Annotated in this window: 20 protein-coding genes; 8 read left to right on the forward strand and 12 right to left on the reverse strand. The window is 67.3% G+C overall.

The features are described from left to right. Positions 1–56 precede the first annotated feature (56 nt). Positions 57–2,033: a serine/threonine-protein kinase gene (locus OM977_RS04150; protein ID WP_264356275.1), complete on the forward strand. Its 1,977-nt coding sequence runs from the start codon at positions 57–59 to the stop codon at positions 2,031–2,033. 85 nt (positions 2,034–2,118) lie between these two features. On the opposite strand, the gene OM977_RS04155 is transcribed toward OM977_RS04150, so the two are convergent. The 4 genes from OM977_RS04155 to OM977_RS04170 form a co-directional block, all read right to left on the reverse strand. Beyond that, positions 2,119–4,008, reverse strand: a complete 1,890-nt coding sequence (locus OM977_RS04155) for an HNH endonuclease signature motif containing protein (protein WP_264356276.1) — start codon at positions 4,006–4,008, stop codon at positions 2,119–2,121. 189 nt (positions 4,009–4,197) lie between these two features. Further along, positions 4,198–5,025 carry a YqjF family protein gene (locus tag OM977_RS04160; RefSeq protein WP_264356277.1) on the reverse strand — a complete coding sequence of 276 codons (828 nt, stop codon included), beginning with the start codon at positions 5,023–5,025 and terminating at the stop codon, positions 4,198–4,200. A gap of 5 nt (positions 5,026–5,030) precedes the next feature. Continuing rightward, complete coding sequence (locus OM977_RS04165) at positions 5,031–5,420, reverse strand: DUF1622 domain-containing protein (protein WP_264356278.1); 390 nt, start codon at positions 5,418–5,420, stop codon at positions 5,031–5,033. 38 nt (positions 5,421–5,458) lie between these two features. After that, positions 5,459–6,340, reverse strand: coding sequence for an SDR family oxidoreductase (locus OM977_RS04170; protein WP_264356279.1), 882 nt, complete (start codon positions 6,338–6,340; stop codon positions 5,459–5,461). A gap of 184 nt (positions 6,341–6,524) precedes the next feature. On the opposite strand from OM977_RS04170, the gene OM977_RS04175 reads away from it, so the two are divergent. From OM977_RS04175 to OM977_RS04185, 3 genes are all read left to right on the forward strand, one after another. After that, positions 6,525–7,136: a CalY family protein gene (locus OM977_RS04175; RefSeq protein ID WP_264356280.1), complete on the forward strand. Its 612-nt coding sequence runs from the start codon at positions 6,525–6,527 to the stop codon at positions 7,134–7,136. 91 nt (positions 7,137–7,227) lie between these two features. Then, positions 7,228–7,899 (forward strand): signal peptidase I, encoded by a 672-nt coding sequence (locus OM977_RS04180; RefSeq protein ID WP_264356281.1) that lies wholly within the window; start codon positions 7,228–7,230, stop codon positions 7,897–7,899. After that, on the forward strand, positions 7,896–8,297 hold the full coding sequence (locus OM977_RS04185; RefSeq protein WP_264356282.1) for an Hpt domain-containing protein: 402 nt from the start codon (positions 7,896–7,898) through the stop codon (positions 8,295–8,297). Before OM977_RS04180 ends, OM977_RS04185 begins: the two co-directional genes overlap by 4 nt. On the opposite strand, the gene OM977_RS04190 is transcribed toward OM977_RS04185, so the two are convergent. Beyond that, on the reverse strand, positions 8,245–9,468 hold the full coding sequence (locus tag OM977_RS04190) for a GAF domain-containing sensor histidine kinase (protein WP_264356283.1): 1,224 nt from the start codon (positions 9,466–9,468) through the stop codon (positions 8,245–8,247). The genes OM977_RS04185 and OM977_RS04190 overlap by 53 nt on opposite strands. A 48-nt stretch (positions 9,469–9,516) precedes the next feature. Next, on the reverse strand, positions 9,517–10,473 hold the full coding sequence (locus tag OM977_RS04195) for a response regulator transcription factor (protein ID WP_264356284.1): 957 nt from the start codon (positions 10,471–10,473) through the stop codon (positions 9,517–9,519). Between the two features lie 172 nt (positions 10,474–10,645). On the opposite strand from OM977_RS04195, the gene OM977_RS04200 reads away from it, so the two are divergent. Then, positions 10,646–11,152, forward strand: coding sequence for a hypothetical protein (locus OM977_RS04200; RefSeq protein ID WP_264356285.1), 507 nt, complete (start codon positions 10,646–10,648; stop codon positions 11,150–11,152). A 100-nt stretch (positions 11,153–11,252) separates the two neighbouring features. Here OM977_RS04200 and OM977_RS04205 read toward each other — a convergent pair whose 3' ends face one another. Continuing rightward, entirely contained in the window at positions 11,253–12,152 is a 900-nt protein-coding gene (locus tag OM977_RS04205; protein ID WP_264356286.1) for an MSMEG_6728 family protein, read from the reverse strand. A 145-nt stretch (positions 12,153–12,297) separates the two neighbouring features. Here OM977_RS04205 and OM977_RS04210 point away from each other — a divergent pair, with 145 nt between their 5' ends. Further along, positions 12,298–12,870: a hypothetical protein gene (locus OM977_RS04210; protein ID WP_264356287.1), complete on the forward strand. Its 573-nt coding sequence runs from the start codon at positions 12,298–12,300 to the stop codon at positions 12,868–12,870. A 111-nt stretch (positions 12,871–12,981) separates the two neighbouring features. Here OM977_RS04210 and OM977_RS04215 read toward each other — a convergent pair whose 3' ends face one another. Both OM977_RS04215 and uvrA read right to left on the reverse strand, forming a co-directional pair. After that, positions 12,982–13,686 (reverse strand): LysM peptidoglycan-binding domain-containing protein, encoded by a 705-nt coding sequence (locus OM977_RS04215; RefSeq protein ID WP_264356288.1) that lies wholly within the window; start codon positions 13,684–13,686, stop codon positions 12,982–12,984. A 245-nt stretch (positions 13,687–13,931) separates the two neighbouring features. Continuing rightward, positions 13,932–16,493: an excinuclease ABC subunit UvrA gene (gene uvrA, locus OM977_RS04220; RefSeq protein ID WP_264356289.1), complete on the reverse strand. Its 2,562-nt coding sequence runs from the start codon at positions 16,491–16,493 to the stop codon at positions 13,932–13,934. A gap of 48 nt (positions 16,494–16,541) precedes the next feature. Here uvrA and OM977_RS04225 point away from each other — a divergent pair, with 48 nt between their 5' ends. Then, positions 16,542–17,633 carry an adenosine deaminase gene (locus tag OM977_RS04225; RefSeq protein WP_264356290.1) on the forward strand — a complete coding sequence of 364 codons (1,092 nt, stop codon included), beginning with the start codon at positions 16,542–16,544 and terminating at the stop codon, positions 17,631–17,633. Between the two features lie 96 nt (positions 17,634–17,729). On the opposite strand, the gene OM977_RS04230 is transcribed toward OM977_RS04225, so the two are convergent. After that, entirely contained in the window at positions 17,730–18,704 is a 975-nt protein-coding gene (locus OM977_RS04230; protein ID WP_264357286.1) for an aldo/keto reductase, read from the reverse strand. 401 nt (positions 18,705–19,105) lie between these two features. Between OM977_RS04230 and OM977_RS04235 the strand changes: the two genes are divergently transcribed. Then, positions 19,106–20,029 (forward strand): pullulanase X25 domain-containing protein, encoded by a 924-nt coding sequence (locus OM977_RS04235; RefSeq protein WP_264356291.1) that lies wholly within the window; start codon positions 19,106–19,108, stop codon positions 20,027–20,029. 393 nt (positions 20,030–20,422) lie between these two features. Here OM977_RS04235 and OM977_RS04240 read toward each other — a convergent pair whose 3' ends face one another. Then, entirely contained in the window at positions 20,423–22,231 is a 1,809-nt protein-coding gene (locus OM977_RS04240) for a glycoside hydrolase family 13 protein (protein WP_264356292.1), read from the reverse strand. 112 nt (positions 22,232–22,343) lie between these two features. Further along, positions 22,344–23,597 carry a mechanosensitive ion channel family protein gene (locus OM977_RS04245; protein ID WP_264356293.1) on the reverse strand — a complete coding sequence of 418 codons (1,254 nt, stop codon included), beginning with the start codon at positions 23,595–23,597 and terminating at the stop codon, positions 22,344–22,346. Between the last annotated feature and the right edge of the window lie 385 nt (positions 23,598–23,982).

The raw sequence follows: 23,982 nt of genomic DNA on the forward strand, positions 1-23,982 counted from the left end.
AGAGTGGCCGATGGGCGGCCTTGGGGAATCAAATCGACAGCGTTGGAGAATACGGTATGAAATTGGCACAGACGGGTGAGGCTCTGGGAGCGTCCTACCGCTTCGGTGAACGGGTGGGCTCCGGCGCCGTCGGCGAGGTCTGGACCGTCACTTCGACCGACGGCAGTACGTTCGCCGCCAAGGTCCTACGCCCTGAGCACGCCGACGATCCCTCGCTCGTGGAGCGTTTTGTCCGCGAGCGATCCGTCCTGCTTGGGCTGCAGTACTCCCACATCGTCACGGTGCGCGACATGGTGGTGGAAGGTGCGCGGTTGGCCATCGTCATGGACTACGTCGCGGGAGGTTCACTGCGTGACGCGGTGAAGGGCGTCGGCCCGCTGCGTCCCGTGGACGCGGTCAACGTCGCCGCCGAAGTGTTCGACGCACTGGCTTTCGCCCACTCGCGGGGTGTGACGCATCGCGACATTAAGCCGGACAATGTGCTCCTCGCCCGCCCCTGGCCCGAGTGCGGCGCCGGCGATGTACGGGTCTCCGACTTCGGCATCGCCGACGTCGTGGGCGAGAGGATCCGCCAGACGACAGGTCTCATCGGCACCCCGCAGTACATGCCGCCCGAGCTCATCAGCCAGGGCCGGTCCGGCCCGCCGGGCGATGTGTACTCAACGGGCGTCCTGCTCTACGAGCTCCTCGCCGGGCGCACTCCTTTCGCCGGGCCCGGGACCGACTTCAGCGTCGCTTACCGCCACGTTTCCTCGCGCCCGCCACGAATACCCGTGGACGACGCGGTATGGGACATACTCGACGGGCTGCTGTCCAAAGACCCCGCACAGCGCCCGACCGCGCGTGAGGCCGCGTCGATGCTCCGGCGTCTGGTGCCCCGCCTTGCCGGCGCCGCCCCGATCGCGCGTGCCGGGGCCCCGGAGGACTTCGACGACGCCGAACGCTCCGCCACGGTTGTCCGGGGCGCTTTCACGGACGAGTTGCTCACGGCTTTCGCGTCAACCTCGTCGGCTGACCACGCCGGGGAGGCGCCCGAGCTCGGAGAGGCAGGCAGCGCAACCATCGCCCGTCCGCTCCCGCGCCGCGAGGTGCGGCCCCAAGCGGAGGCCCGGCTCGAGGAAATGGATGCCGCCCCGTTCTGGCGCACTCGTAAAGCGCTTCTCCTCGCCGGCTCCGCGGCCCTTCTCCTTGCCGCGATGGTCACCGGGTTCGTCGTGCTCGCACCTACGGGCCAGCAAGAGGCGCCCAAGGCCGGTGGTGACCAGGTGTCCAAGCAGCTGCAGGACGCGGCCCTTCCGACCGGCCTGACGATCTCGCGGGATGCCTCCTACGAGCCGTCCTCCGGTGAGATCCGCTTGACTGTTGCTTATGCGGCGCAAAAGGCGCCGTTGTCCGGTGAATTCCTTGAGGTGATCCCGGGCGTGGCCGAGGGAGAAGCGTGCCCGGCGGTCACGTGGGACGGGGCTACGGTTAGCCGGAATCAGGCCTCGATCACCGGCGTGGACGTCGAGTGCGGCTGGAAGCTTTCGGGGTTGGAGATCCCGGCGGGAGGGTCCGTCAAGGTGACCGCGAAGGTGTCGGTCAAGACCGCGGACCAGCAGGCGATTGACGCGTGGCTGCGCGCCGGTTCCGAGGCGACGACGGCCGCGACGCAGGACCCCGCCGTCAAGGGCACCGCCTATCCAGTCCAGCGCCTAAAGGGCGTGGAGGTGCGAACTCCGGCGAGAGTCGTGACGCCCAGCCCGCTGAAGATCACACTGGTGCCAGTGTGGGCCGGCGGCGCCGACGAGCTGAACCCGCTCTACGTCAGTCCCGCGTCGGGCAAGCCCTCGCAGATGCTCGCCGCGGTGGGCGGCGGCGAGAAGGGGGTCCGGTTCTCCGACGGTTGCGGCGGGGCGCTGGCGGTGGACAGCGCGGGGCTCACCGTGACGGCATTGCAGATCACGCCCCAGTGCACCGTACGCGCCAGCGTCGGGAACTTCACCGAGCTGCAGTCCCCGAGTTTCGGGATCACGTCCCGCGAGAACTCGTAGGACGGAGGACGAAGCAACGCGCGGCTGCTGGCGTCAGGTAAAGCCGCGTCGCAGTCAGGCGGCCGGGCTGACAGCAGCCGGATTGTCAGGCTCTTAGGGGGTGGCCGGCGGGCTGGAAGTAGGTGTTGCGGCGGGGTCGCTGGCGTGGGTCCAGATGCGGGGGCGGGATGAACCACGGGATCCCGGTGCGCAGCTGGATGGTCCATTGTTCCTTGTGGATCAGATGGTGGTGGTGGGAACAGAGCAGCGTTCCGTTCTCGGTGCCGGTGCTGCCGCCGTGGGACCAGTAGCTGATGTGGTGGGCCTCGCACCAGGGCGCCGGGATGGTGCAGCCGGGGAAGGCGCAGCCCTGATCGCGCGCGGTGAGGGCTTTGCGGATGTGGGGCGGGAAGATTCTCGAGCTCCGGCCGATGTCCAGGATCCTGCCCTCGCCGCCGAGCAGGACCGGGATGATGTCGGCGTCGCAGGCAATCTTCCGGGCGGTTGAGGCGGTCACGGGGCCGGTGAACAGCAGCGTCCCGGTGCGTTCCTGTCGCTCGAAGACTGGCCGCCCGAAGGCCGCCGAGCTCCCGGCCGCGCCTGTTCCCGCCGTGGGGCCGGGTTCGTCCGGGGTGTTGTCCTCAAGCCGGATCCGGGCCAGGAGGTCGCGGTAGTCGATGGTGACCATGACCTGCGGGCGGAGTCCGCCGGTGGCCGGGAGGGTGCCGGCGGCGAGGGCGACCTTGGCGGCGCCGACGAGTCCGTCGAGGAGTTTCTGTGGCCGCGTCCGGAGATCCAGGACCGCGGGCGGATCGGCGTCCGGGAACCCGGCAAAGGCCGTGCCGGGCGCGGCCGCTTCACCGGCTGCTCCTGCCGCCTCCACAGCGCTGGAGACGCCCGGCGGGGCAGCTTCCGCAGCGAAGACTGGCCCGGCGCCCGGGACGCCCCCGGCCCGAATGCTGGCACCGGCGTGGCCGTCCTGTGTGGGGACGAAGCCGTCCGCGGCGGCGGTTCCGTCGGTCGCGGCGTGGCCGGGTGTTGCGTGAGCGGCCGTGGGGCCGTTGGCGGTGTCCGGGGTGGGTGTTCGGGGGTTGGTGGCGGTGTTCATGACCGCGAGGAGGTGCTCGAACTGTTCGCTGGTCGCGAAGATCTCCAGGTGGTGCAGGCCGTGGCGGGGCTTGCGGATGAAGGCGCCCTGGAGCTGGCGGAGCAGTTCCTCGGAGGGTTCGGCGCCGTCCTGGTCGATTGCGTCGGTCCAGCTCCGGGCGACGCGGACGAGGAAGTCGGGGTCGTTTTCGGCCGCGGTCCGGGTCAGGGCATGTTCCATCCGCGCCGAGGTCTCGACGTCGCAGATGTGCCGGACCCGGTCCAGCGCGACGGTGATGATGCTCGCGGCCCGGGACGCGACCTCGGCGGAAGCGACCGCCGCGGCGAGCTCCTCACGGACCGGCGGCAGCAGTTCCCGGCCGCCGAACCGGGTCCGGGGCAGCAGGTCCTCGGCGAGGGTGAGCCGGCGCCGGGCCTCCGGGGCGCTGATCCGCAACCGGGCCCGCAGGAACTCCGTAGTGTTCCGGTACCCGTCATCCACAGCCTCGGCGTCACTCCCGGCCTGGGAACCATCCGAGGCGGCAAAACCGCCCGGGCTTCCGGCGTCACCACCAGGGGCGGACGTGTCCTGCCAGCCGGTGGTCCAGCCCGGCGTCCCGGCGCCCCGGCTGTTTCCAGCTTCGGCCGTGGCCTGCCGCCGGGTACGGTCCACGGCCGCGGCCGCGACGAGCTGGAAATACTCCACGGTCCGGGAGAGTTCCTCCACCCGGCCGGCGAAGTCGGACGCGGCCCGGAATCCCCAGAACGCCGCGTCGGCCACCGCCGTCGAACTCGCCGCCTGGAGCGCCGCGAGGGCGTCGGCAACACCGGCGTCCACGCCGGGATGCTGGACCTGGCCTGCGGCCTGGTCCGTGTCCTGGAACGGGAGGAAATCCCTGACGGCTTCCATGACTACATTCTGCCCGGGGGGCCGGACAATTTAGCGTTTCCGCTGACTGGCGTCAGCATCCCCGCTGTTGGTGCGGTTCGACCACCCGCCAGCTCGCCCGTCCTGAGGCCCAGCCGCCGGCCAGCCACGCTGCCGCTCGTCAGTGAGCCATCGTCCCATACCCACCGTGGCATGAACCTCCGCCGTCGCTCAAAACCCCCGCGCCACAACCCGCGGCAGGCCAAACTGAGTGCGGACTCCGGGCGAGAACAGTACGGATTCCGGCGGACCCGTCACGCTGATGCCTGCGGCGGCGACAAGTTGGTCTTCAAACCGGGTCAGTTGCGCCCGATACAGCGGCCACGTGACATGGGTGTTGGGGACATACAGGGTTCGGCCCCGGACTCGCGTATGGAGGCCGAACCGGGCGGTGAGGTGGATCGAGAGAGGGTCGTTGGCGTCGGCATCGAGTTCGGGAGTCACCGCGAAGACGCTCCGGCCGCCGCCCCGGAACCGGCGGACGGAATACCCCGCGGACCGGCGCATCGCAGCGCCCTCTGCCTCCGCAGACCCCGACGGCCCCGCAACCTCCGCGGCCTCCGCAGACCCCGACGGCCCCGCAACCTCCGCTGCCTCCGCAGACCCCGGGCCGAGCAAACGCGAACGCGACCACACATATGGAATCCCGGCCGCCCGCGCCGCCAGCACGACCGCCAATCGCGAAGCATCCAGGCTCAGGAAAACCACCCCGCGTGTGCCATTCGGCTCCCGGGAGTAAAGGCGGACGTTGATCTCGTTGAAACTCCCGAAGTATGGGACGCCCGGCCCGCGCCCCAGACCGGCACCCTGCATCCGGAACCCGATTAGGCCCACCCAGGCGGACCCGTCGAAGAGGTCCGGGTCCACTCCCGGAGGCATGAACGCCGCGGCGACCGTCTCAGGGATGCGCCAATGCAGAAAGACGGCGTCTGTCCATCGTTGGTCCATGATGATCGGCGCCGGCAGCTTCGGGGCATCCGGCCAGGGATCGGGGCCCATGCGCGTCAGCTCGCAGCAGCCGCAGTAGGAGAGCGTTCGGGCTCCTTCTGCCAGGGCCAGCGCCCGGTGATCTCCAGCTCGAGTGAGAAGCTCAGGAACGTCCGGATGAGCACGATGATGGCCAGCACGCCGACGCTATCGTAAGTGGGAGTTACGGCGACGGTCCGGATGATGTCCGCGGCGACCAACAGTTCCAGGCCGAGCAGGATGGATCGCCCCAGCAGTTGGCGGTAGGAACGGTAGGCGGAGAGCGGTTCCGCTCCTGCCGGCAGACGCCGCGGCTGGAATCCCCGCAATGCCAGCGGGATGGATACGACGGCGCCGATCACCATAACGGCCACACCAGCGAAGTCCATATAGCGGCCGACCGTCTCAATAATGTGCTGAAAATCCATGGGTTCCTTCGCAAATGGGCAGTGAAAGTGAAAGCAGACTAGGGATGACGCACGCCGACGCCAGCAAGAATGTCGCGGTAGCCTTCTCGAAAACTCGGATACTGGAACTCGAGACCGGTGCTCCTAAGCAGCGCATTGCTGCAGCGCTTATTGCCGCCCCGCGCGGGCTCGCTGCCAGCCGTTGCAGCGGTGCCACCGGACGACGGCGGCCGGGGGAGTCCCAGCTCGGCCGCAAGGAAGCTCAACACTTCGCCCAGCTCAGCGGGATCGTTGTCGACTCCCATATATACGGGGTTAGGCACCGCCTCCATAGTGCACAGCCGGACGATGGCGGCAGCGGCGTCGTCGCGGTGGATGCGGTTGGTGAAGCGCGGTTCGGCCGGGAGAACGGCTGTTCCGCCACGCACCTGGTCAATCAGCCGGGTCCTGCCTGGTCCGTAGATGCCGCCCAGCCGCAGGCACACGGGGGTAATGCCGGTACCCCGGAGCCGGTCGAAGAGCAGCTCCTCTGCCTCGCGGATGATGCGGCCGGAGAACCCGCCGGGGTCCGGCGTCGTGCTTTCGTCAATCCAGCCGCCGCCGGCGTCCCCATAAACGGCGGTGGAGGAGATGAAGAGGACGCGGCCGATGCCGACGTCGGACGCCAGCACGGCATCCAGCACGTTCGAGAGCCCGTCGACATAGGCGGCCCGGTAGGCATCTTCCGTTGGGGAGTCGGCCGCAATGGCGACGACGACGGCGGAGGTGTTCGCCGGGATGGGCGGCAGTTCGCCGGAGCTCAGGTCAGCCGCGGCCCCTTCGATCTCGGCCGGGAGTTTCTCCGGCGAACGCCGCCAGCCCACCACTCGGTGGCCGGCCGCTGCAAAACGCAGCCCAGCCTCGGTGCCCAGATCGCCGCAACCGGCCAACAAAACAGTCATAGTGCCAGTCTGCCAGTGTTCAGGAGACACCCTGGACGGGCTTGAGTAAATCTTGAAGTGATCTTGTCCTGCACTGGAGCACTGCCTTGAAGGATGCCCGGCATTGTTGTAGCAGTCGGCCAGAGGCTGGCGGATACAACTACTTCGCCCGGTCCGATGACCGGCTCCACGAAACGGATATCTGATGGGTCTCAACCTCAAGTCCACGTCCAGCAAGGTCCTTGCCTCCGCCGCGCTCCTGGCCGCCGCTGCCGGCGTCGCAGGCATGGGCACGTACGGTGCCTTCACCGCCAGCACGTCGGCCTCCGCCGCGGTGGACGCGGCCACGGTTAACCTGACTGGTGCCGAGAGCAACCTCAGCATCCAGGCCGCAAGAGTAATTCCGGGTGACACGATGCAGCGCACGATCAAGTTGGTCAACGGGGGCACGCTCGACCTGACCGCGATCACGCTTACGACCAGTTCGGCGCCCTCGAGCCTCCTGACCTCCGATACGGTCAGCGGTCTGCAGTTGCAGATCGACAGCTGTCCGGTTGCGTGGTCCGGATCCGGAGCCGGGCCCTACACCTGTGTCTCCGCGGGCACGCCCGCCCAGGGTGCCGTGGTCCTTGCCAAGCGCGCTGTGATCGGGGAGAACATGTCTTTGTCAGGTTTGACTTCGACAACCGCGAAACTGACTGACAACCTCCGCATCACGCTTTCACTTCCGACAACCGCGGGCAACGACTTCCAGGGCCTCAACAGCAATGTCACGTTCGCTTTCAACGCCGCAATCCGCGCAGCAGGAAACAAGTAGCACTCCTCGGGAGCTCAGTCCGGCCCGGACCCGGCCGGACTGAGCTCCTCGCCTCATTCGTACTATCCGCACCGGCAGGGGGAACCATCCCGTGAGTACTGTCACCAGCTCAACCAGGGACTCGGGCGAACGGTCCCGCGCGCGCCGTCGGGCAGCAGGAGCGTCGAAACTCAAGGGAGCCCCGACGTCGAAGTTTGTCGCCGCGGCGGGACGTTCCGTTTTCACCGTCATCCTGTTGCTGGCGGCCCTGGTGTTCCTCTTCCTTGCCGTCGGGCCCCGCTTTTTGGGCTACCAGACCTCCACCATGCTGACCGGGAGCATGTCGCCGGGGATCAATCCGGGCGATGTTGTGGTCAGCGTGAAGACTCCGGTGTCGGAGCTGAAGGTCGGCGACGTCATCACCTACAGCATTCCGATTGACGATCGCCGGGTTGAAACCCACCGCATTATGAGCATCGAGCGCGACGACGCCGGCGAGACTTCGGTGACCACCAAGGGCGACGCCAACCCCGGGCCGGACCCGTGGACTGCCGTGCTGTCCGAAGACTACGTTTACACCGAGGCCGCAGTCCTGCCCTACCTTGGCGATCTTATTCGGGCCTTGCGCCAGCCGTTCGTGCAGTCCGCCCTCCTGTACGGCGGGTCCGCCCTGCTCGTGGTTCTAGTGCTGACCTCGATCTGGGGAAAGCCCAATGAGCCAGCCGCCGCGGCATCCGCCACGGAGGACAACTCAGGACCAGACCCGGAATCGGACAGGCTATGAACAACGGAGTCGGCCTGGTCCTGGATCCCGGACAGATCGACAGGCTCGCTGTTGAGTTAAATTCGCGGTCCTACGCCGAGGGCTTTGTCGGCCGCTTCCTGGAAAACTTGCCCGAGAGGCTGGCTCGTATCCAGCGAAGCCTGCTCGAAGGCAGGAGTGAAAGTGCCTTAGTCGCGATCCTCAGTGTGGCCACGTCAGCCGCAATGGCTGGAGCCATCCAGCTCGAAGGCCGCAGCCGGTCGATCGAAATGAGCATTCGCGCCGGCGATCTGGCGGCCGCCAGGGATGCGGCAGGGGCCCTCGACACCAACGCCGCTGACTTCGCGCGGCAGGTGGGCGCACTCCTCAGTTTTTCTGCACCGCCGGAGCCGGAGCTGGAGCTGACGCGGGGAGTCTGACGGAGACGGTGGTTCCGCCGTCGGGGCCCGAACCGATCTCCAGCCGCCCGCCGTGGGCGTTGGCGATCCGGACGCAGGTGGCCAGCCCCAAGCCGGAACCCGGCGGGTCGTCGTCGCGGTGTAACCGGACCAACGGCTCCGTGACGTGGGCCCATTCGTCCGCTGGAATGCCTTTGCCGTTATCCGTCACCTGTACCTCAACGCCGTCGTCGACGGCTTCGGCCTTGACCAGAACCCTTGGCGGGACCCCGGGGCGGCGGTAGCTCACGGCGTTGTGGATGAGGTTTTGCAGGAGCGTGCGCAGCTGCTCGGCGTCGGCTTGCAGGACAAAGTCCGAGACTTCAATGACCGCCCCCGCCTCGTGCAGCCGCGAGGCCAGATCCTCTTCCACCTCGCCGACCAACGCGGCCAGGGACACCTTCCGGAGACGGAGCGCCCCACCGATGCGAGAAAAGGACAAAATGTCGTCCAGCATGGCCAGCATCCGCCGCGAGGTCCTGCCAATGGCGCGAAACTCGGCCGCATCCGCGGTGCTTTGCAGTTCGCCGAGCTCGGTGAAGCCGATGATGCTGGTCAGCGGATTGCGCAGATCATGGCTGATGCGTCCGGCGAACGATTCCAGCAACGCGTTGCTGTTCCGTGCCTCGGCCAGGCTCCGGGCCAGCATCCGGGCGTGGTGCTGGAGTTCAAGGACTTCCACTACCTGCGACGCGATGATCTCCAGCGCTGCCTTCTTGTCCGGCGAGAGCTCGGCAGGAGCGGATGAAAAGAGGCACAGCGATCCGAGTACAAAGCCGTCGGCCGTGGTGAGCGGAACCGAAGCATAAAACCGGATGGAGGCAAGCTGCCCCGAGACGAACGGATGGTCCTGGAACAGAGGATCCTGCGATGCGTCCGGCACCACGGTCGTTTCGCCGCTGAGGAAGACCCGGCCGCACATCGATACTTCGCGGGAACAGACGCCCGGGTCGATGCCCACGGCCGCAATGTGGTGCTGCTCGTCGGCCGTCATGATGTTGACTACGCCGAACGGGATGCCGGTGGTTGTGGTGGCCAGGGTCAGCAACTTTCGGAGTTGGCCTAGCGCATCCGGGAGCCGCGACCCCGGGCCAGGCCGGAGCGGTTCGAGGCCCGGCAGACCATACTCAGCGAGGACTGACTGCCGGTCCATGACGGACTCATTGTCCGCACCGCGACGGGCTGACTGCGGCGCGGACAGTTACACCACCACTTCCGCCGGTGCCATGCGGTATCCAACGCCGCGTACCGTACGGATGAACCGAGGTTCGCGGCCCTTGTCTCCGAGCTTCTTACGCAGGTTGCCGATATGCACCTCCACCAGGTGCTCGTCCATCGTCCAATCGTTGCCCCACACCTTGGTCAATAGGGCCTTCCGGGTCCACACCCGCCGGGGCGCGCAGGCGAGGGCCTCCAGAAGGTCAAATTCCGTGCGCGTCAATACCAGTTCGACGCCGTCCAAAGAGGCTGCCCGGCCCTCGACCTCGACGACGAGCGGACCGTGCCGCACGACACCGTTGGCGTCGTGCGGTCGGCCATTTCCCGTCGCGACGCCGGGACCCGCAGGGGAATCCCCGGCGAAATCCCCAGGCATTAAGGACGCGACGTCGCCCGCCCGGCGCCGCTGCGGCGCGTTCGCCTCGGCGGCGCTGTCAGTTCTGCGTGCGGCGTCCATGGGCGCGACGTCGCCCGCTCGCCGTCGCGGTGCGGCCGTGTCGTCTGCCGTGTTGGTGGCCGGGCGGGGCAGAAAATCGGTGGCCCGCCGAAGCGGGGTGGGGCGTTGCGGGGTGGGACGGTGGCGGCGCAAGACCGCTGTCACCCGCGCCTGGACGCTGCGCGGGCTGAAGGGCTTGCTGATGAAGTCGTCGGCGCCGGTTTCCAGGCCGATCAATTCGTCGATCTCGTCCACGCGCGCCGTGATCATGATGACGTAGGCCTCGGAGAATTTGCGCAGTCGGCGGCACACTTCCACGCCGTCCAAATCGGGAAGGTTGAGGTCCAGCGTCACCACGTCCGGCCCGTTTTCCTGGATGCTCAGGAGTGCTTCCGCACCGGAGGCAGCTTCGAAGACGGCGAAACCCTGCATCTCCAGCGTTCTGCGAACCAGCAGCCGGATGTCGGAGTCGTCATCAACGACGACAGCGCGGAGTTGACTCACCGAACTGACCATAACCCCAGCTTCTGAGACGAGAGACCCTGTGCCACAGTCTTCACATGTGCCACAGACTGTGACGCAGACCCCATGCGTCACATTGGCTACAGGCTAACACGGATTTCTTGAGCAAATGTTGAGGGTTTACCGGCCCTTGCTTTGAAGCTGGACTGCAAGAGTGGGAGCTCCAGTTCGGACGCCCAGACAGAAAGTGCACCCCGTGATCGACGCCAAGGCCACCCCGGCAGCCCCGCGGGTCTCGCCCGCTTGGTTGGCGCGGCTGCGGGGACTGCTGGCGGTTCCGGTTGCGGTAGCCCTGGTGCTGGGGGCTCCCGGTCTTGCCTACGCCACATTCACGGCCCGAACCACCGCTGCGGTCAGTGTTGGCACGTACAAGGTCCCAGCCCCGGCCTCCATCAGCGGCACCCTGGAATGCAGGACCGGGAACGGTGCAAAAGGTGCAATTATCACTTTTACGGATTTTGCTGAAGTTGACCGTGCCACCGGCTATACGGCAACCCTAACGCCGCCCAGCGGATCGCCCTCCGTGGTTCCGCTCTCCGGCGAAGGCACGATGCAGGTGACTATGTTCGTCGGCACCGCGAAGGGAAAATACACCTTCCGGCTGACCGCACGGGTTGGCTCGTGGACTGGATTGCCACTGGAGCAGACTGTCAACTGCTGAAACCTTCGGCGACTGCACGACGACGGGCTGCAGCCGCCGTCGGCAGCCGAGCGCCGCCGTCTCGCGTTGGCAGCCGAGGGCCGCCGTCGGACGGCTCAGGTTACCGTGCGGGAATCGGGAAGAAGGCCCGCGGATCCTGCAGCAGCGCCGGGTAATCGAAGTCCGAGCGGTCCACGATCTCGTCCACCTGGAAATTGCGTGCGAACTGGCCGTCGACGGTGATCGGGCGGCCCAGGACCTTGCCCACTGCGAAGGAGCGCCCGCCGTCGACCGGGATGGCGACTACGGAGTTGCCCGGAAGGGTGGTGAACGCCTCTTCCTGATGCTGGCGTTTCCGGGTGGGCTTCTTGACGAGCTGCTTCGGCGGCAGCTTGCGGACCTTGGCCGGGCGGCGCGCGCCCGAATCCGCGTAGACGAACTGGTAGTCATCGTCCCCAGCCGCGGCCTTGGTGCCTCCAACGGGCGGCAGGCTGACGGTCTTCAGATGCTCCGGGGCGGTGTCGCCGAGCGGAAGCCGGAGGACCCACATGCGCTCACCGGCGGGTTCTTCGGGCAGCAGCTCGAGCCGGGGCTCCGGCCAGACGTACTCCAGGTCCCCTTCCGTATCCGGGAACAACGGGGCGTAGAAGCGCGGGTCCTTGGCGATAAGCCTGGAGCGGTGGCTCAAGTGAAAGTCGGTGTCGCCCAGCCACGGTGGCATCGGGATCTTGGCCGCATAGTCAGGGTGTGCGGCCTGAGGTGCGAACTCCATGATCTTTTCGCGTGTGGTGTCCTCGCCGCCCCGGGCCGTCCAGTCATCCACCATGGCCAGACCGTAGAGGGTCAGCGCGGGAACGTACCCCATCCACATCCGGACGGCCGGGTGCGACTGCCAGCCGTACTCCGGGATCACCAGCGCACGTAGGACCTGCAGGGCTTCAACGCGCTGCTTGCCGAGCCGCGCACGGTCCAAAACCGCGGCGCTCTGCTGGAAATCGGGGAAGGGGAGGAAAGTCTGCATCTCTCCAGTTTGACGCCCCGGACCAAATGCGCCAATTGCAGGAGCGTCGTGGTGAGCGTGTTCACATTTCGGAACAGGGCAGACAGGGGTAGCGGTGGGCGGATAAAATAGCATGAACCACTCCCGCCGCCCCGGAAGACACGCCATGAACACTGCAGTTTCAGCGCCGTTCGCGCCCAAGTACGGACAAATGCTCAGCCCCGATGCGAACGGCATCCTGGTGCTGGAGGAATTCACTATTGACCCGGAGGCGGCCCGCAAGGAGCAACACGGTTTCCGGGCAGCCATGGCCTCCGTGGCGCTAACGATGCGTCGGCTTCTTGCGCTCCGTCTGTTCATCGCGGTGGTGGCCATCGCCAACCTGCCGTTGTTCCTGCTCTCCAGCGGCTGGGAGATCTACGTCATCTCGCTGGCGCTGGTGGTGGCGGTCCACGCCGCAGTGTCCTGGCTGAACCGCCACGAACCACGGATCAAGCAGCGCCGACTGCTGGAGCTGCACCTGCACCGGGAGCAGAGTGCCAACTACCGCAAGGTCCGCGACGCCGTGAAATACGTCATTGACGCGCCGGGCCGGATGAACGAAAACCTCTACCTTGAGCTTCTTGCCGCCAAGCGGGTGGCCCTCCACCTTGCCATGGGCACCGTTGCCCTGCTGGACACCAGCGACGACGCCGCGTGGAAGGTCCAAATTATCCGCGAGATACCGCGCGCTGCCTGACGCCGACTGCGCTGCCAAAACCTGCACGGCTCAAGAATAAGCACGACGCCGGAGCCACCCCAAAGGGGGAGCGCTCCGGCGTCGTGGTTCACACCTACTTCCGCGAGCGGTTCAGGCGGGAAGCCGCAGCACCTGGCCGGGGAACACCAGATTTGGGTTGCTGATGGTTGCGGTGTTCGCGTCGGCTAGCTGTTGCCACCCGCCGGCGACGCCGAGCTGGGCTGCAATCTTGCTCAAGGTGTCGCCGCTCCGGACCGTGTAGGTCTTGCCGCTCACCGGTACTGCAGCAACATGCCGGGCTGCCGGGGCGGCGGCCTTGGGGGCCACTTTCCGGGCAGGCGCCGCGGCCGCGGGGGCCTTGGCCGCGGGAGCTTTAGCTGTGGCAGGGGTCTTGGTGGCAGGCGCCTTGGCTGCCGCGGGTGCCCGTGTGACGGACGCGCTTTGCGGTGCCACCGCGCCCCCGGATAAGCCAAGTTTCGCGGCGCAGGCGGGCCATGCCCCCCAGCCCTGGCCCGCCTGCACCCTTTCGGCGACGGCGATCTGCTGCTCACGGCTGGCGTTCGCCGCAGACCCAGTCCCGCCATAGGCCGCCCACGTGCCGGGGCTGAACTGCAGCCCGCCCGCGTAGCCGTTGCCCGTGTTGATGGCCCAGTTGCCGCTGCTTTCGCATTGGGCAAGGGAGTCCCAGACGTTAGTAGCGGGAGAGCCAGGGACCGCCGCATTGGCCGATGTCGCGGAGAGCGCCACACCTGCGATCGAGACCGCCGCGAAAGTGATGCCGCGGCGCGCGACAGTGCTGTAGGTTGATTTCTTCATGGTGACAGATGCTCCTGAGGGCCACCGGCGCTCGGTCCGTCCCCGGACGTTGTCGCACCACTGCCCGCCCCATGACAATAGAGGTCATTACGGTGTCCGCCGGTCGGGCAGTATCTGGTGGTGGCGGCACCGGGCATTCAATACCCGGAAGCGGGCATGGACCCAAGGCTAAGTGAGAGTCTCGCCGTTATCAAGACGTGATTTTTTCGGCTTACTGCACGACAATTAAGCCGCGACTCCCGTTTTCAGCCGCCGAGCAGAGCGGCCAGGTACGGCGCCGTCCGGCTCTTCTTGGACCGCGCGACGGCGGCAGGAGTCCCGACGGCGACAATCTGGCCGCCGGCATCGCCACCGGCAGGGCCCAGATCGATCACCCAGTCTGCCGCGGCCACCACATCCATTTCGTGCTCCACCACAATGACCGTGTTGCCCGCATCCACGAGCCGGTGCAGCTGCGCCATCAGAAGCTGGACGTCGGCCGGGTGCAGACCGGTGGTGGGCTCGTCCAGCAGGTACAGGGAATGGCCGCGCTGGGCACGCTGGAGTTCTGTGGCGAGCTTGATGCGCTGGGCCTCGCCGCCGGAGAGTTCGGTGGCCGGCTGGCCGAGGCGGAGGTAACCCAGGCCCACCTCGCGCAAGGTCTGCAGGCTCCGCGCGGCGGCCGGCACGTCGTCGAGGAACTCCGCGGCAGCGTTGACCGTCATGCCGAGGACCTCCGCCACGGTCTTGCCGCGGTACGTCACCTCCAGGGTTTCCGGGTTGTAGCGCGAACCGTGGCATTCCGGGCAGGGACCGTAGCTGCCCGGCAGGAACAGCAGTTCAACGGCCACGAAGCCCTCGCCCTGGCAGGTTTCACAGCGGCCGCCGGCAACGTTGAAGGAGAAGCGGCCGGCGCCGAAGCCCCGTGCCTTGGCCTCGTCCGTGGCCGCGAATGCCTTGCGGACGGCGTCGAAGAGCCCGGTGTAGGTGGCGAGGTTGGAGCGCGGGGTGCGGCCAATCGGCCTCTGGTCAACCCTGACGAGGCGGTCCAGTTGGTCCAGCCCCGACACGGGACCGACGGTCAGCGGTTCGCCGGGCGCGGCAGGGAAGGCGTCGGCGTCGGATTCCGCAGCGTCCGTCGGGATACCGGCCTCCGGATGCAGCCGCGCGCCGACCACCTCGGCGAGGACCTGGCTGACCAGGGTGGACTTGCCCGAGCCGGAAACGCCGGTGACCGCCGTCAGCACGCCGAGCGGGAAGTTCGCCTCGAGCTCGCGCAGGTTGTGGCGGGTGATGCCGCGCAGCTCGAGCCAGCCCGCGGCCTCCCGCCGGTCGCCGTGGGCCGGCCCGAAGCCGGCGGACACCACGGCACCATCCGGGAACAGGAACGGCCGGGTCACGGACTCGTCCACTTCGGCCAGGCCGGCCACCGGGCCGCTGTAGAGCACTTCGCCGCCGCCTTCGCCGGCGCGGGGACCCACGTCCACGAGCCAGTCGGCGCGCCGGACGATGTCCATGTTGTGCTCCACCACGAAGACCGAATTGCCGGAGGACTTGAGCTGGTCCAGGACCGCGAGCAAGGGCTCGGCGTCGGCCGGGTGTAGGCCGGCGGAGGGCTCGTCCAGCACGTAGATCACGCCGAACAGCCCGGACCGGAGCTGGGTGGCGATCCGGAGCCGCTGCATTTCGCCGGGGGAGAGGGTGGGGGTGGAGCGGCCCAGCGCGAGGTAGCCGAGGCCGAGCTCCAGCAGGACGGTGACACGCTGCAGGAGATCGCGGGTGATGGCGACGGCCACCTCGTTGCCCTCCCCGGAGGATTGCTTCCGGGAGGCGGTGCCGGCCTCGGTGAGTGCCGCCGTCGGCTGAATGATCTCGGCGAGCTCCGTCATCGGCACGGCGTTGAGCTCGGCGATGGACCGTCCGGCGAACGTCACGGCGAGGGCCTCGGGCCGGAGTCCGCTGCCGCCGCAGCGCGGGCACGGTCCGGTTTCCATGAAGCGCAGCACGCGGTCGCGCATGGTGGTGCTCTTGGAGTCGGCAAGGGTGTGGAGGACGTAGCTCCGGGCGCTCCAGAAGCGGCCCTTGTACGGCTTGGCGACGCGGTCGCGCTGGGGCGTCACTTCCACCACGGGCTGTTCCTCCGTGAAGAGGATCCAGTCGCGGTCTTTCTTGGGCAGCTTCCGCCAGGGGGTGTCGACGTCGTAACCCAGGTGGGTGAGAATGTCGCGCAGGTTCTTGCCCTGCCAGGCGCCGGGCCAGGCGGCGATGGCGCCGTCGCGGATGTTCAGCGACGGGTCCGGGACCAGGGAGGACTCGGTGACGGTGTGCGCGATGCCCAGGCCGTGGCACTCCGGGCAGGCCCCGGCGGCGGTGTTGGGCGAGAACGCGTCCGAGTCCAGCGGGCTGGCCCCGTCCGGGTAGCTGCCGGCGCGCGAGTAAAGCATGCGCAGCGAGTTGGACAGGGTGGTGAGCGTTCCGACCGTGGAGCGCGAGCTCGGCGTGCCGCGGCGCTGTTGGAGCGCGACGGCGGGCGGCAGCCCGGTGATCGCCTCCACCTTGGGGTTGTGGCCCTGCTGGATCAGCCGGCGGGCGTAGGGCGCCACGGATTCGAAATAGCGGCGCTGCGCTTCGGCGTAGATGGTGCCGAAGGCGAGGGACGACTTGCCGGAGCCGGAGACCCCGGTGAACGCGACGATCGCGTCGCGGGGCACGTCCACGTCCACGTTGCGCAGATTGTTCTCCCGCGCGCCGCGCACCCGGACAAAACCATCTGCGGTGTGGTCGAGGGTCAAAGTGGCGAGATCGGAAGCATGCTTTTCATTCTGCATTGGTTCGACTCTATCGGCCCTGACCAGCGGCGGGCATATCCTTACCGGATGAACACTTACGACGGCGGCGCTGACGCCTCCGGCACAGACGCGGCAACCACCGATCCGGACAGCGGCGCCGTCCTCGAACTGGCTGAAACGCCCGGCGGAGTTGATGGTGCTCTGCCGGTCGCTGAGCTGCACCTGCACATTGAGGGAACGCTGGAACCCGAGCTGATCTTCGCGCTCGCGGAACGCAATGGAATCCGGCTGCCGTATGCGGATATTGCGCAGCTCCGCTCACGCTATGAGTTCACGGACCTGCAGTCATTCCTCGACCTGTACTACGTCAACATGGCGGTGCTGCAGACCGAGCAGGACTTTGCCGACATGACCCGGGCGTATCTGGCCCGGGCGGCGCTCGCCGGGGTGCGGCACGCCGAGATCATGCTGGACCCGCAGGCCCACCTGGCCCGCGGAGTCTCGCTGGAGACCTGCATCAACGGCGTGGCGTCGGTGCTGAAGGGCTCCCTGGAGGAATTCGGCATTTCCACCTTGCTGATAGCGGCCTTCCTGCGCGACCTCCCCGAAGAATCCGCCCTCGACGTACTGGAGCAGCTGCTGGCGCTCAATGCCCCGATCGCCGGGATCGGCCTGGATTCCGCGGAGGTGGGCAACCCGCCGGCGAAGTTCCAGCGGCTCTTTGCCCGCGCCAAGGAGGCCGGGCTGCACCGGATTGCGCACGCCGGCGAGGAGGGACCGCCGTCGTACATCATCGAGGCACTGGAGATCCTGGAGGTGGAACGGATCGACCACGGCATCCGCTGCATGGAGGATCCCGAACTGGTGGAACGGCTGGTGAATGACCTCATGCCGCTGACCGTCTGCCCGCTGTCGAACGTCCGGCTCCGGGCCGTGGACATGCTGGCGGACCATCCACTGCCGGCGATGCTCGCGGCCGGGCTGAACGTCAGCGTGAACTCGGACGATCCCGCCTATTTCGGCGGGTACGTGGACGACAACTTCGACAAGCTGAAGTCGGTGATCGGCCTGTCCGAGTTCGACTGCGTACGTCTGGCGGCGAACTCCATCCGTTCTTCATTCGCCAGCGAGGAGCGCAAGGCCGAGCTGCTGGCGGAACTTGCGGAGTCCGGCCACTGAGCTTCCGTTGCCCTATCAGTCATGGTCGCTAAAACGGGGGCAAAGGGACCATAACCGATAGGGCAACGCGAAGGGTGGGGCTAGGGGCTGAACGCCTTAGCCGTCGATGGTGCCCATGTCCGGGTAGCGCGCTCCGGCTGCCGCGCCGGCGGGGGCCAGTTCGTCGAGGCGCCGGAGATCCTCGGCTGACAGCTCGACGTCGAGAGCTCCTAGGTTTTCTGTCAGGCGTTCACGCTTCTTGGTACCCGGGATCGGCACGATGTGCTCACCCTGTGCCAGCAGCCACGCGAGCGCCAGCTGGGCCGGCGTGCAGCCTTTGTGGTCCGCCAGCTCCTTGACCCGGTCCACGAGTTCGAGGTTCCGGGTGAAGTTCTCGCCCTGGAATCGCGGCGAGTGGCGCCGGAAATCGTCCTCCGAAAAGTCGTCGGGGCTGCGTAGCTGGCCGGTCAGGAAGCCGCGGCCCAGGGGGCTGTACGGGACGAAGCCGATGCCGAGTTCCGCAAGGACCGGAAAGATCTTGGCCTCGGGCTCCCGCTCCCACAGCGAGTATTCTGTCTGCAGGGCGGTGATCGGGTGCACCGCATTAGCCCGGCGCACGGTGTCGTCGCCGGCCTCGGAGAGGCCGAGGTGCCGCACCTTGCCGGCCTGGACAAGCTCGGCCATGGCTCCCACCGTGTCCTCGATCGGGACACCCTGGTCCACCCGGTGCTGATAATACAGATCGATGTGGTCGACGCCCAGCCGCTGCAGGCTCGCATCGCAGGCTGCGTGGACGTAGTCGGGGGAGCCGTTGATGCCGACCCAGGAGCCGTCGGGCCGCCGTTCATTCCCGAACTTGGTGGCCAGGACGACGTCATCCCGCCTGCCGGCGATGGCCCTTCCCAGCAGTTTCTCGTTGGTGAACGGGCCATACATGTCGGCCGTGTCCAGCAGGGTGCCGCCGGCGTCGAGGAAGGCGTGGAGGGTGGCGACGGACTCGGATTCGTCGCCTTGGCCGTAGAACTCGCTCATGCCCATGCAGCCCAAGCCCAGGGCGGAGACGGTGAGTGAACCAAGGGTGCGTGTTTCCATGGGAATCTCCTCAAAGAGAACGGGCGGGGGAGCAGTGTCCGGCAGCAGGGACGGCCGGGACGACCAGGAAATGGCGCTTGCCAGGACGAAGAACGCCAGAAGGCGGTGTCGTTGCAGCCAGACCTTGAATCGAGGCATGCGGCCTCCCGAGGAACGGGACATATAGCGACCATTGTGCCCGCGCCCATCGTCTCAATCCAGTGGTCCGGGCAGCGGCTGCGGCGGGAATTCCGCTACCCTACAGGAAAGCTACTCGCGGGTATGGGGGCGTTGATCCATCGCAGACACCGGTTCGGGCTGTCATAGTGGGTCACGACACACAGAGTTAATCGATTCCACTCGCAAAAACGCCCACATTATTGGCAAAATGCAGGTGGATCAATAGCTTCTAAAGGAGACCCATGGGCGCGAACACCGCGGAAAACACCAACCTTCGGCTCAAGGCCGTGCTGGATGTCCTGGCAGAGGGGGTGTGGACAGGTGAAAAACTCAACGCCGGAGCAGTATTGGGCGAAGCGATCGAGCAGGTGCCTCTCAATGACCACGAGCGTGAACTCCTCAGCGGCGGCATTCCCCGGGGTCACAAGACGCTGACCACCGCCACCGCGAAGCTGGTCAAGGCCGGCTGGCTCGTCAAGGGCCGCTCCGGCTGGTCGATCACCGAGGATGGCCAGCGGGCCACGGTCGCCTTCGCCGAGCCGACTGCTTTTGCCGCAGCGCTCGACGCCGGCACTCCGGTTCCGGCCGAGACCCCCTTGCCGGCTGCTCCCGCCGGCAAGCCCGCCGTGAAGGCAGCTACCGCGGAAGAGCCGCAGTCGAAGGCCGCCAAGGTGGCCGGCAAGGCCGCCAAGCTGGTCGAAGACGCCGTCGCCCCGGTTGCGAAGGCCGTGCGGAAGCGCAAGACAACAGCAGAGAAGACGCCAGCCGCCGCGGAAATTCCGGCGCCGTCCGTTGCCCCGGCCGCCGCTCCGGAGGCGCCCGCGCTCAGCACCGAGACTATCGACGCGCTCACCACCGAGACCATCGAGCAGCCGAGCGCCGTTGCGGTTGCCGGTGACTTCAACGTCCTGCTGGGTGCCCCCGCCAACTGGGCCCCGCAGTACGACGAAGCGCAGATGGAACTGGACCAGGTGGACCAGCTCTGGAAGATCGCGGCGGAAATTCCGGCCGGGTCCTACAGCTTCAAGATCGCGCTGAACCGCTCCTGGGATGAGAACTACGGCGCTTACGGCGAGTTCGACGGGCCCAACCACGAGGTGCACCACGGCGGCGGCCTCCTGGTCATCCACTACGATCACCGGACCCGCGACATCATCCTGCCGTAAGGGCTGGGTGGGAACAGTTGCCCCCGCCCGGCGGAGGCAGCTGTCCCGGCAGAATTCCGTTTCCGCAGCCCGGGCCCCGTCGGGGTCCGGGCTGCGGACGTTAAAACCTCGTGGGATCGGGGCTGGGCGGCACCGGTCCGGGGTCCGGAATCGGCAGCGGCCCGGGCGAAGGGAACGGCCCCGGCGCCGGTGACGGGCCCGGCTCCGGAATCGGCGGCGGTGGCGTGGCCGGGCCAGGCTCCGGAAATGGCTCCCCGGGCTGTGGCCGCGGCGGCGTTATTGGTCCGGGTTCCGGCGGGAACGGATCAGGTTCGTGCGGCGGTGGAATAGTCATGCCGTGCTCCCTCTTAGTTGACGGTCCAGGTCGGTGGTCATGGGCTGATCCGGAGTTTGTCATTGCGCTTCAGTTCGGCGCCGGAGGACCCTGAGTTCCCAGGGCCGCAGGCGCAGCCGGCCGCCCCCGGAGGCGGCGGCAGGGCCGCCGCCGGAGCCAGCATCGGAAGCGCCGCCGTCGGGCGGGTAGTTCCCCAGGATCAGTTCCGCGCGTACCCAACTCTCGTCGTCGAGCTCCGCCGCGTGATCCTCGCCGGAGAAGTTGCCCAGCACCAGCAGCTCCGTAACCCCTGAGGGCCCCTTGAGGGAGCGCGTGAACGCGTAGATGTGCTCGTCGTCGGGCAGCAGCAGGGTAAAGTCCCCGTGCGAGACCACCCGCTGCGCATGCCGCAGTTCAATGACCGTGCGGTAGAAACTGTAGACCGAATCGGGGTCATCAAGCTGGGCGGCGGCATTGATGTGGTTCGCGTTGGGGTTGACCGCAATCCAGGGCGCACCGGTGGTGAACCCGGCATGGCGCGAGGCATCCCACTGCACCGGGGTCCGGGCGTTGTCCCGGTTCAGCGGCGCCAGCGCGGCGAGCACTTCGGCGTCGGTGTGGCCAAGGTGGGTGGTGGCTTCGCGGTGGTGGTTGAGGACCTCGATGTCGCGGTAGTCGCTGATGGCGCCAAAGGTCATGTTGGTCATCCCGAGTTCCTCGCCCTGGTAGACGTAGGGCGTGCCCCGGTGCAGGTGCAGGATGCCCGCGAGCATCTTGGCGGAGAGTTCGCGGTAGCGGCCGTCATCGCCGAAGCGCGATACGGCGCGGGCCTGGTCGTGGTTGCCCCAGTACAGGCTGTTCCAGCCCCGCTCGGCGAGGCCTTCCTGCCAGCGTCCCAGCGTGCGTTTCAGCTCGGTGAGTTTAAGCTTCTTGGGCCGCCACTTGTTGCCGTTCTCCTGGTCCAGGGCCACGTGTTCGAACTGGAACACCATGTCCACCTCGGCCCGCGCGGGATCGGTGAACAGGACGGCTTCCTCCACCGTCACGCCCGGCATCTCGCCGACCGTGAGCACCTGACCGGTGCGGCCGGTGAAAACTTCGCGGTGCATCTCCTGCAGGAACTCGTGGATGCGGGGGCCGTTGATGTAGAACGGGCTGCCGTCGCCGTAAAGCTTGCCGTCCGCTACAGGCCCGTCCGGGAGGGCGGTGTCCTTGGAAATGAAGTTGATGACGTCCATCCGGAACCCATCAATGCCGCGGTCCAGCCACCAGTTCATCATGTCGTACACCGCGGTCCGGACCTCAGGGTTTTCCCAGTTCAGATCCGGCTGCTTCTTCGAAAAGATGTGCAGGTAATACTCGCCGGTGACCTGGTCGAATTCCCAGGCAGGTCCGGAAAACGCCGAGCCCCAGTTGCTGGGCTCCGCGCCTTCGCCCCGCCGCGACGACCCTTCCCGCGGTGTCCGCCACCAGTACCAGTCCCGCTTCGGGTTGTCCTTCGACGAACGTGATTCCACGAACCAGGGGTGTTCGTCCGAGGTGTGGTTGACCACGAGGTCCATGACCAGCTTCATGCCCCGCGCGTGCAGGCCGTCGGTCAGTTCCTGCAGGTCCTCGAGGGTCCCGAAGAGCGGGTCCACGTTGCGGTAGTCACTGATGTCGTAGCCGTTGTCGTCCTGCGGGGAGGTATAGATCGGCGACAGCCAGACGACGTCGACGCCGAGCCGGTGGAGGTAGTCCAGCTTGCTGATAACGCCGCGCAGGTCGCCGATCCCGTCGCCGTCGGAGTCGGCAAAGCTGCGCGGATAGATCTGATAGACGACGGCGCTCTGGAACCAGTCGCGGCCAGCTTCCTCGTGCAACTCCGCAGGTGCTTGGTCGACCGTCATGGTGCTCCTCAGCTGGATCGGCAGGCTGGTGCGGGCAGCGCCGCGGCCGCTCCGCCAACGTCTGATTATCGAACAGTTGGCCCGGGCTGGGAAGACCCTTCTTAGTTCGGCGTCAGTTCTGGGCGACGATGGTTTTGTCGCGGTCCTCGAACACGTCGCCGCCCGGGCCGGAGAAGGCCCGGGAACGCTGGACGGCCTCGATGGATCCGGTGAACAGCTGCGAGTCGCGCGGGTCGGCCGGGTGCCGGGAGGGCTCGTCGGCGGCGGACAGCTTGCCCGGACGCCTGGACCCGGCGGGAGCTTCGAAGGTTCCCGGCGTGCCCTGCGCTGCGGGGGAGGGCAGCGATTCGAGGCGTACATGCGGGAGTGCGGTGGGGTGGTCCTGCTGCAGGAACAGCACCAGTTCCTCCCGGATGAGGCAGCGCAGGTCAAAGAGCGAGGCGCTGTCCGCGGCGCTGACCAGGATGCGGACCCGGACAAAGCCGGACGTGGCGTCCGTGATCTGCAGGATGCCGACGCGTTCGTCCCACAGCTCCGTGCCGGCGAGGACTTTCTTCAGCTCCGCGCGCATCGCCTCGACGGGCGCACGCCAGTCGAGGTCGAACTCCACGGTGCCCATGACCTCGGACTGGCGCCGGGTCCAGTTCTCGAACGGTGTGGTGGTGAAGTAGGTCGAGGGCAGGATCAGCCGACGGTCGTCCCAGATATGGACCACCACGTAGGTCAGGGTGATCTCCTCGATGCGGCCCCATTCCTTCTGCACCACCACCACGTCGTCCACCCGGATGGCATCCGTGAAGGCGAGCTGGATGCCCGCAAAGACGTTGATCAGGGAGGTTTGCGCGGCAAGGCCCGCCACAATTGAGATGACGCCCGCAGAGGCCAGCAGTCCGGCGCCGAGGGCCTGGATCGCCGGGAACGTCAGCATCATGCTGCCCAGGGCCACCACGGCGATCAGCGCCACCCCGATCCGCCGGGCCAGGATCACCTGGGTGCGGAGCCGGCGGGCGCGCCGGTTATCAGCCACATCCACCCGGTAGCGGGTGAGCACCATCAGCTCGATGATGAGCAGCAGTGCGATGGCCAGCCAGGCCACCGAGGCGATCATGGCAATGACGAGCAAATGGTCCACATTCCGGCGCCACTCGACGTCCTCGGTGGTCATGGCCAGGGCAATTCGTACGCCGATCAGGCAGAGTACAAAGCGCAACGGCAGCCGTGCCACTCGGGAGGTCTCCCGCAACTCGGGCTTCCCGCGGTTGAGCCGGAGCACAACGCGTCGCACCAGCCAGGACAGGAGGAGTCCGGCAATCACGGCGAGCGCCATGGCCAGGAACGGGATTGCGGGGGTCAGGAACTCTTGCATTGCTTAAGCTCTAGCAAGCTTCCGCGGCCAACTGAAATCGGCGCCCTGTCAACGTGGGAAGCGTCACGCCGCGCAGGCCCAGCTTCAGGGCGTGCGGCAGGACCCCAGCGACGGGTCGAAAGACCCTGTTCTTCGCGCTCGGGGAAACGATAATTGTCGGACCACTTGCATTCCCAGGGGGAGGGCCACATGCGCCATATCGGAACACCCCGCCGGGCTGTGTCTCTAGCTGTCTGCGCCGTCCTGCTGGCGGCCTGCGCTCCTCAGGGCACGGCCCCGGCTACCACTTCGCCGTCCGCGCCCTCGTCCACAGCAAGTTCTGTGCCGGCCGCGCCGGCCCCTCCGGGACCGCGGCGCCAGCGTCGCCGTCGGATCCTGCCTCGTC

The organism is Pseudarthrobacter sp. MM222, assembly GCF_947090775.1.
Lineage (GTDB): Bacteria > Actinomycetota > Actinomycetes > Actinomycetales > Micrococcaceae > Arthrobacter.

Excerpts from the sequence above, each read along its gene's own strand:
- OM977_RS04150 (WP_264356275.1), top strand. The coding sequence starts at position 57 with ATGAAATTGGCACAGACGGGTGAGGCTCTGGGAGCGTCCTACCGCTTC.
- OM977_RS04230 (WP_264357286.1), bottom strand. The coding sequence starts at position 18,704 with ATGGAAACACGCACCCTTGGTTCACTCACCGTCTCCGCCCTGGGCTTG.
- OM977_RS04165 (WP_264356278.1), bottom strand. The coding sequence starts at position 5,420 with ATGGATTTTCAGCACATTATTGAGACGGTCGGCCGCTATATGGACTTC.
- OM977_RS04175 (WP_264356280.1), top strand. The coding sequence starts at position 6,525 with ATGGGTCTCAACCTCAAGTCCACGTCCAGCAAGGTCCTTGCCTCCGCC.
- OM977_RS04205 (WP_264356286.1), bottom strand. The coding sequence starts at position 12,152 with ATGCAGACTTTCCTCCCCTTCCCCGATTTCCAGCAGAGCGCCGCGGTT.
- OM977_RS04210 (WP_264356287.1), top strand. The coding sequence starts at position 12,298 with ATGAACACTGCAGTTTCAGCGCCGTTCGCGCCCAAGTACGGACAAATG.
- OM977_RS04185 (WP_264356282.1), top strand. The coding sequence starts at position 7,896 with ATGAACAACGGAGTCGGCCTGGTCCTGGATCCCGGACAGATCGACAGG.
- OM977_RS04235 (WP_264356291.1), top strand. The coding sequence starts at position 19,106 with ATGGGCGCGAACACCGCGGAAAACACCAACCTTCGGCTCAAGGCCGTG.
- OM977_RS04215 (WP_264356288.1), bottom strand. The coding sequence starts at position 13,686 with ATGAAGAAATCAACCTACAGCACTGTCGCGCGCCGCGGCATCACTTTC.
- OM977_RS04160 (WP_264356277.1), bottom strand. The coding sequence starts at position 5,025 with ATGGGCCCCGATCCCTGGCCGGATGCCCCGAAGCTGCCGGCGCCGATC.
- uvrA (WP_264356289.1), bottom strand. The coding sequence starts at position 16,493 with ATGCAGAATGAAAAGCATGCTTCCGATCTCGCCACTTTGACCCTCGAC.
- OM977_RS04190 (WP_264356283.1), bottom strand. The coding sequence starts at position 9,468 with ATGGACCGGCAGTCAGTCCTCGCTGAGTATGGTCTGCCGGGCCTCGAA.
- OM977_RS04240 (WP_264356292.1), bottom strand. The coding sequence starts at position 22,231 with ATGACGGTCGACCAAGCACCTGCGGAGTTGCACGAGGAAGCTGGCCGC.
- OM977_RS04245 (WP_264356293.1), bottom strand. The coding sequence starts at position 23,597 with ATGCAAGAGTTCCTGACCCCCGCAATCCCGTTCCTGGCCATGGCGCTC.
- OM977_RS04225 (WP_264356290.1), top strand. The coding sequence starts at position 16,542 with ATGAACACTTACGACGGCGGCGCTGACGCCTCCGGCACAGACGCGGCA.
- OM977_RS04155 (WP_264356276.1), bottom strand. The coding sequence starts at position 4,008 with ATGGAAGCCGTCAGGGATTTCCTCCCGTTCCAGGACACGGACCAGGCC.
- OM977_RS04170 (WP_264356279.1), bottom strand. The coding sequence starts at position 6,340 with ATGACTGTTTTGTTGGCCGGTTGCGGCGATCTGGGCACCGAGGCTGGG.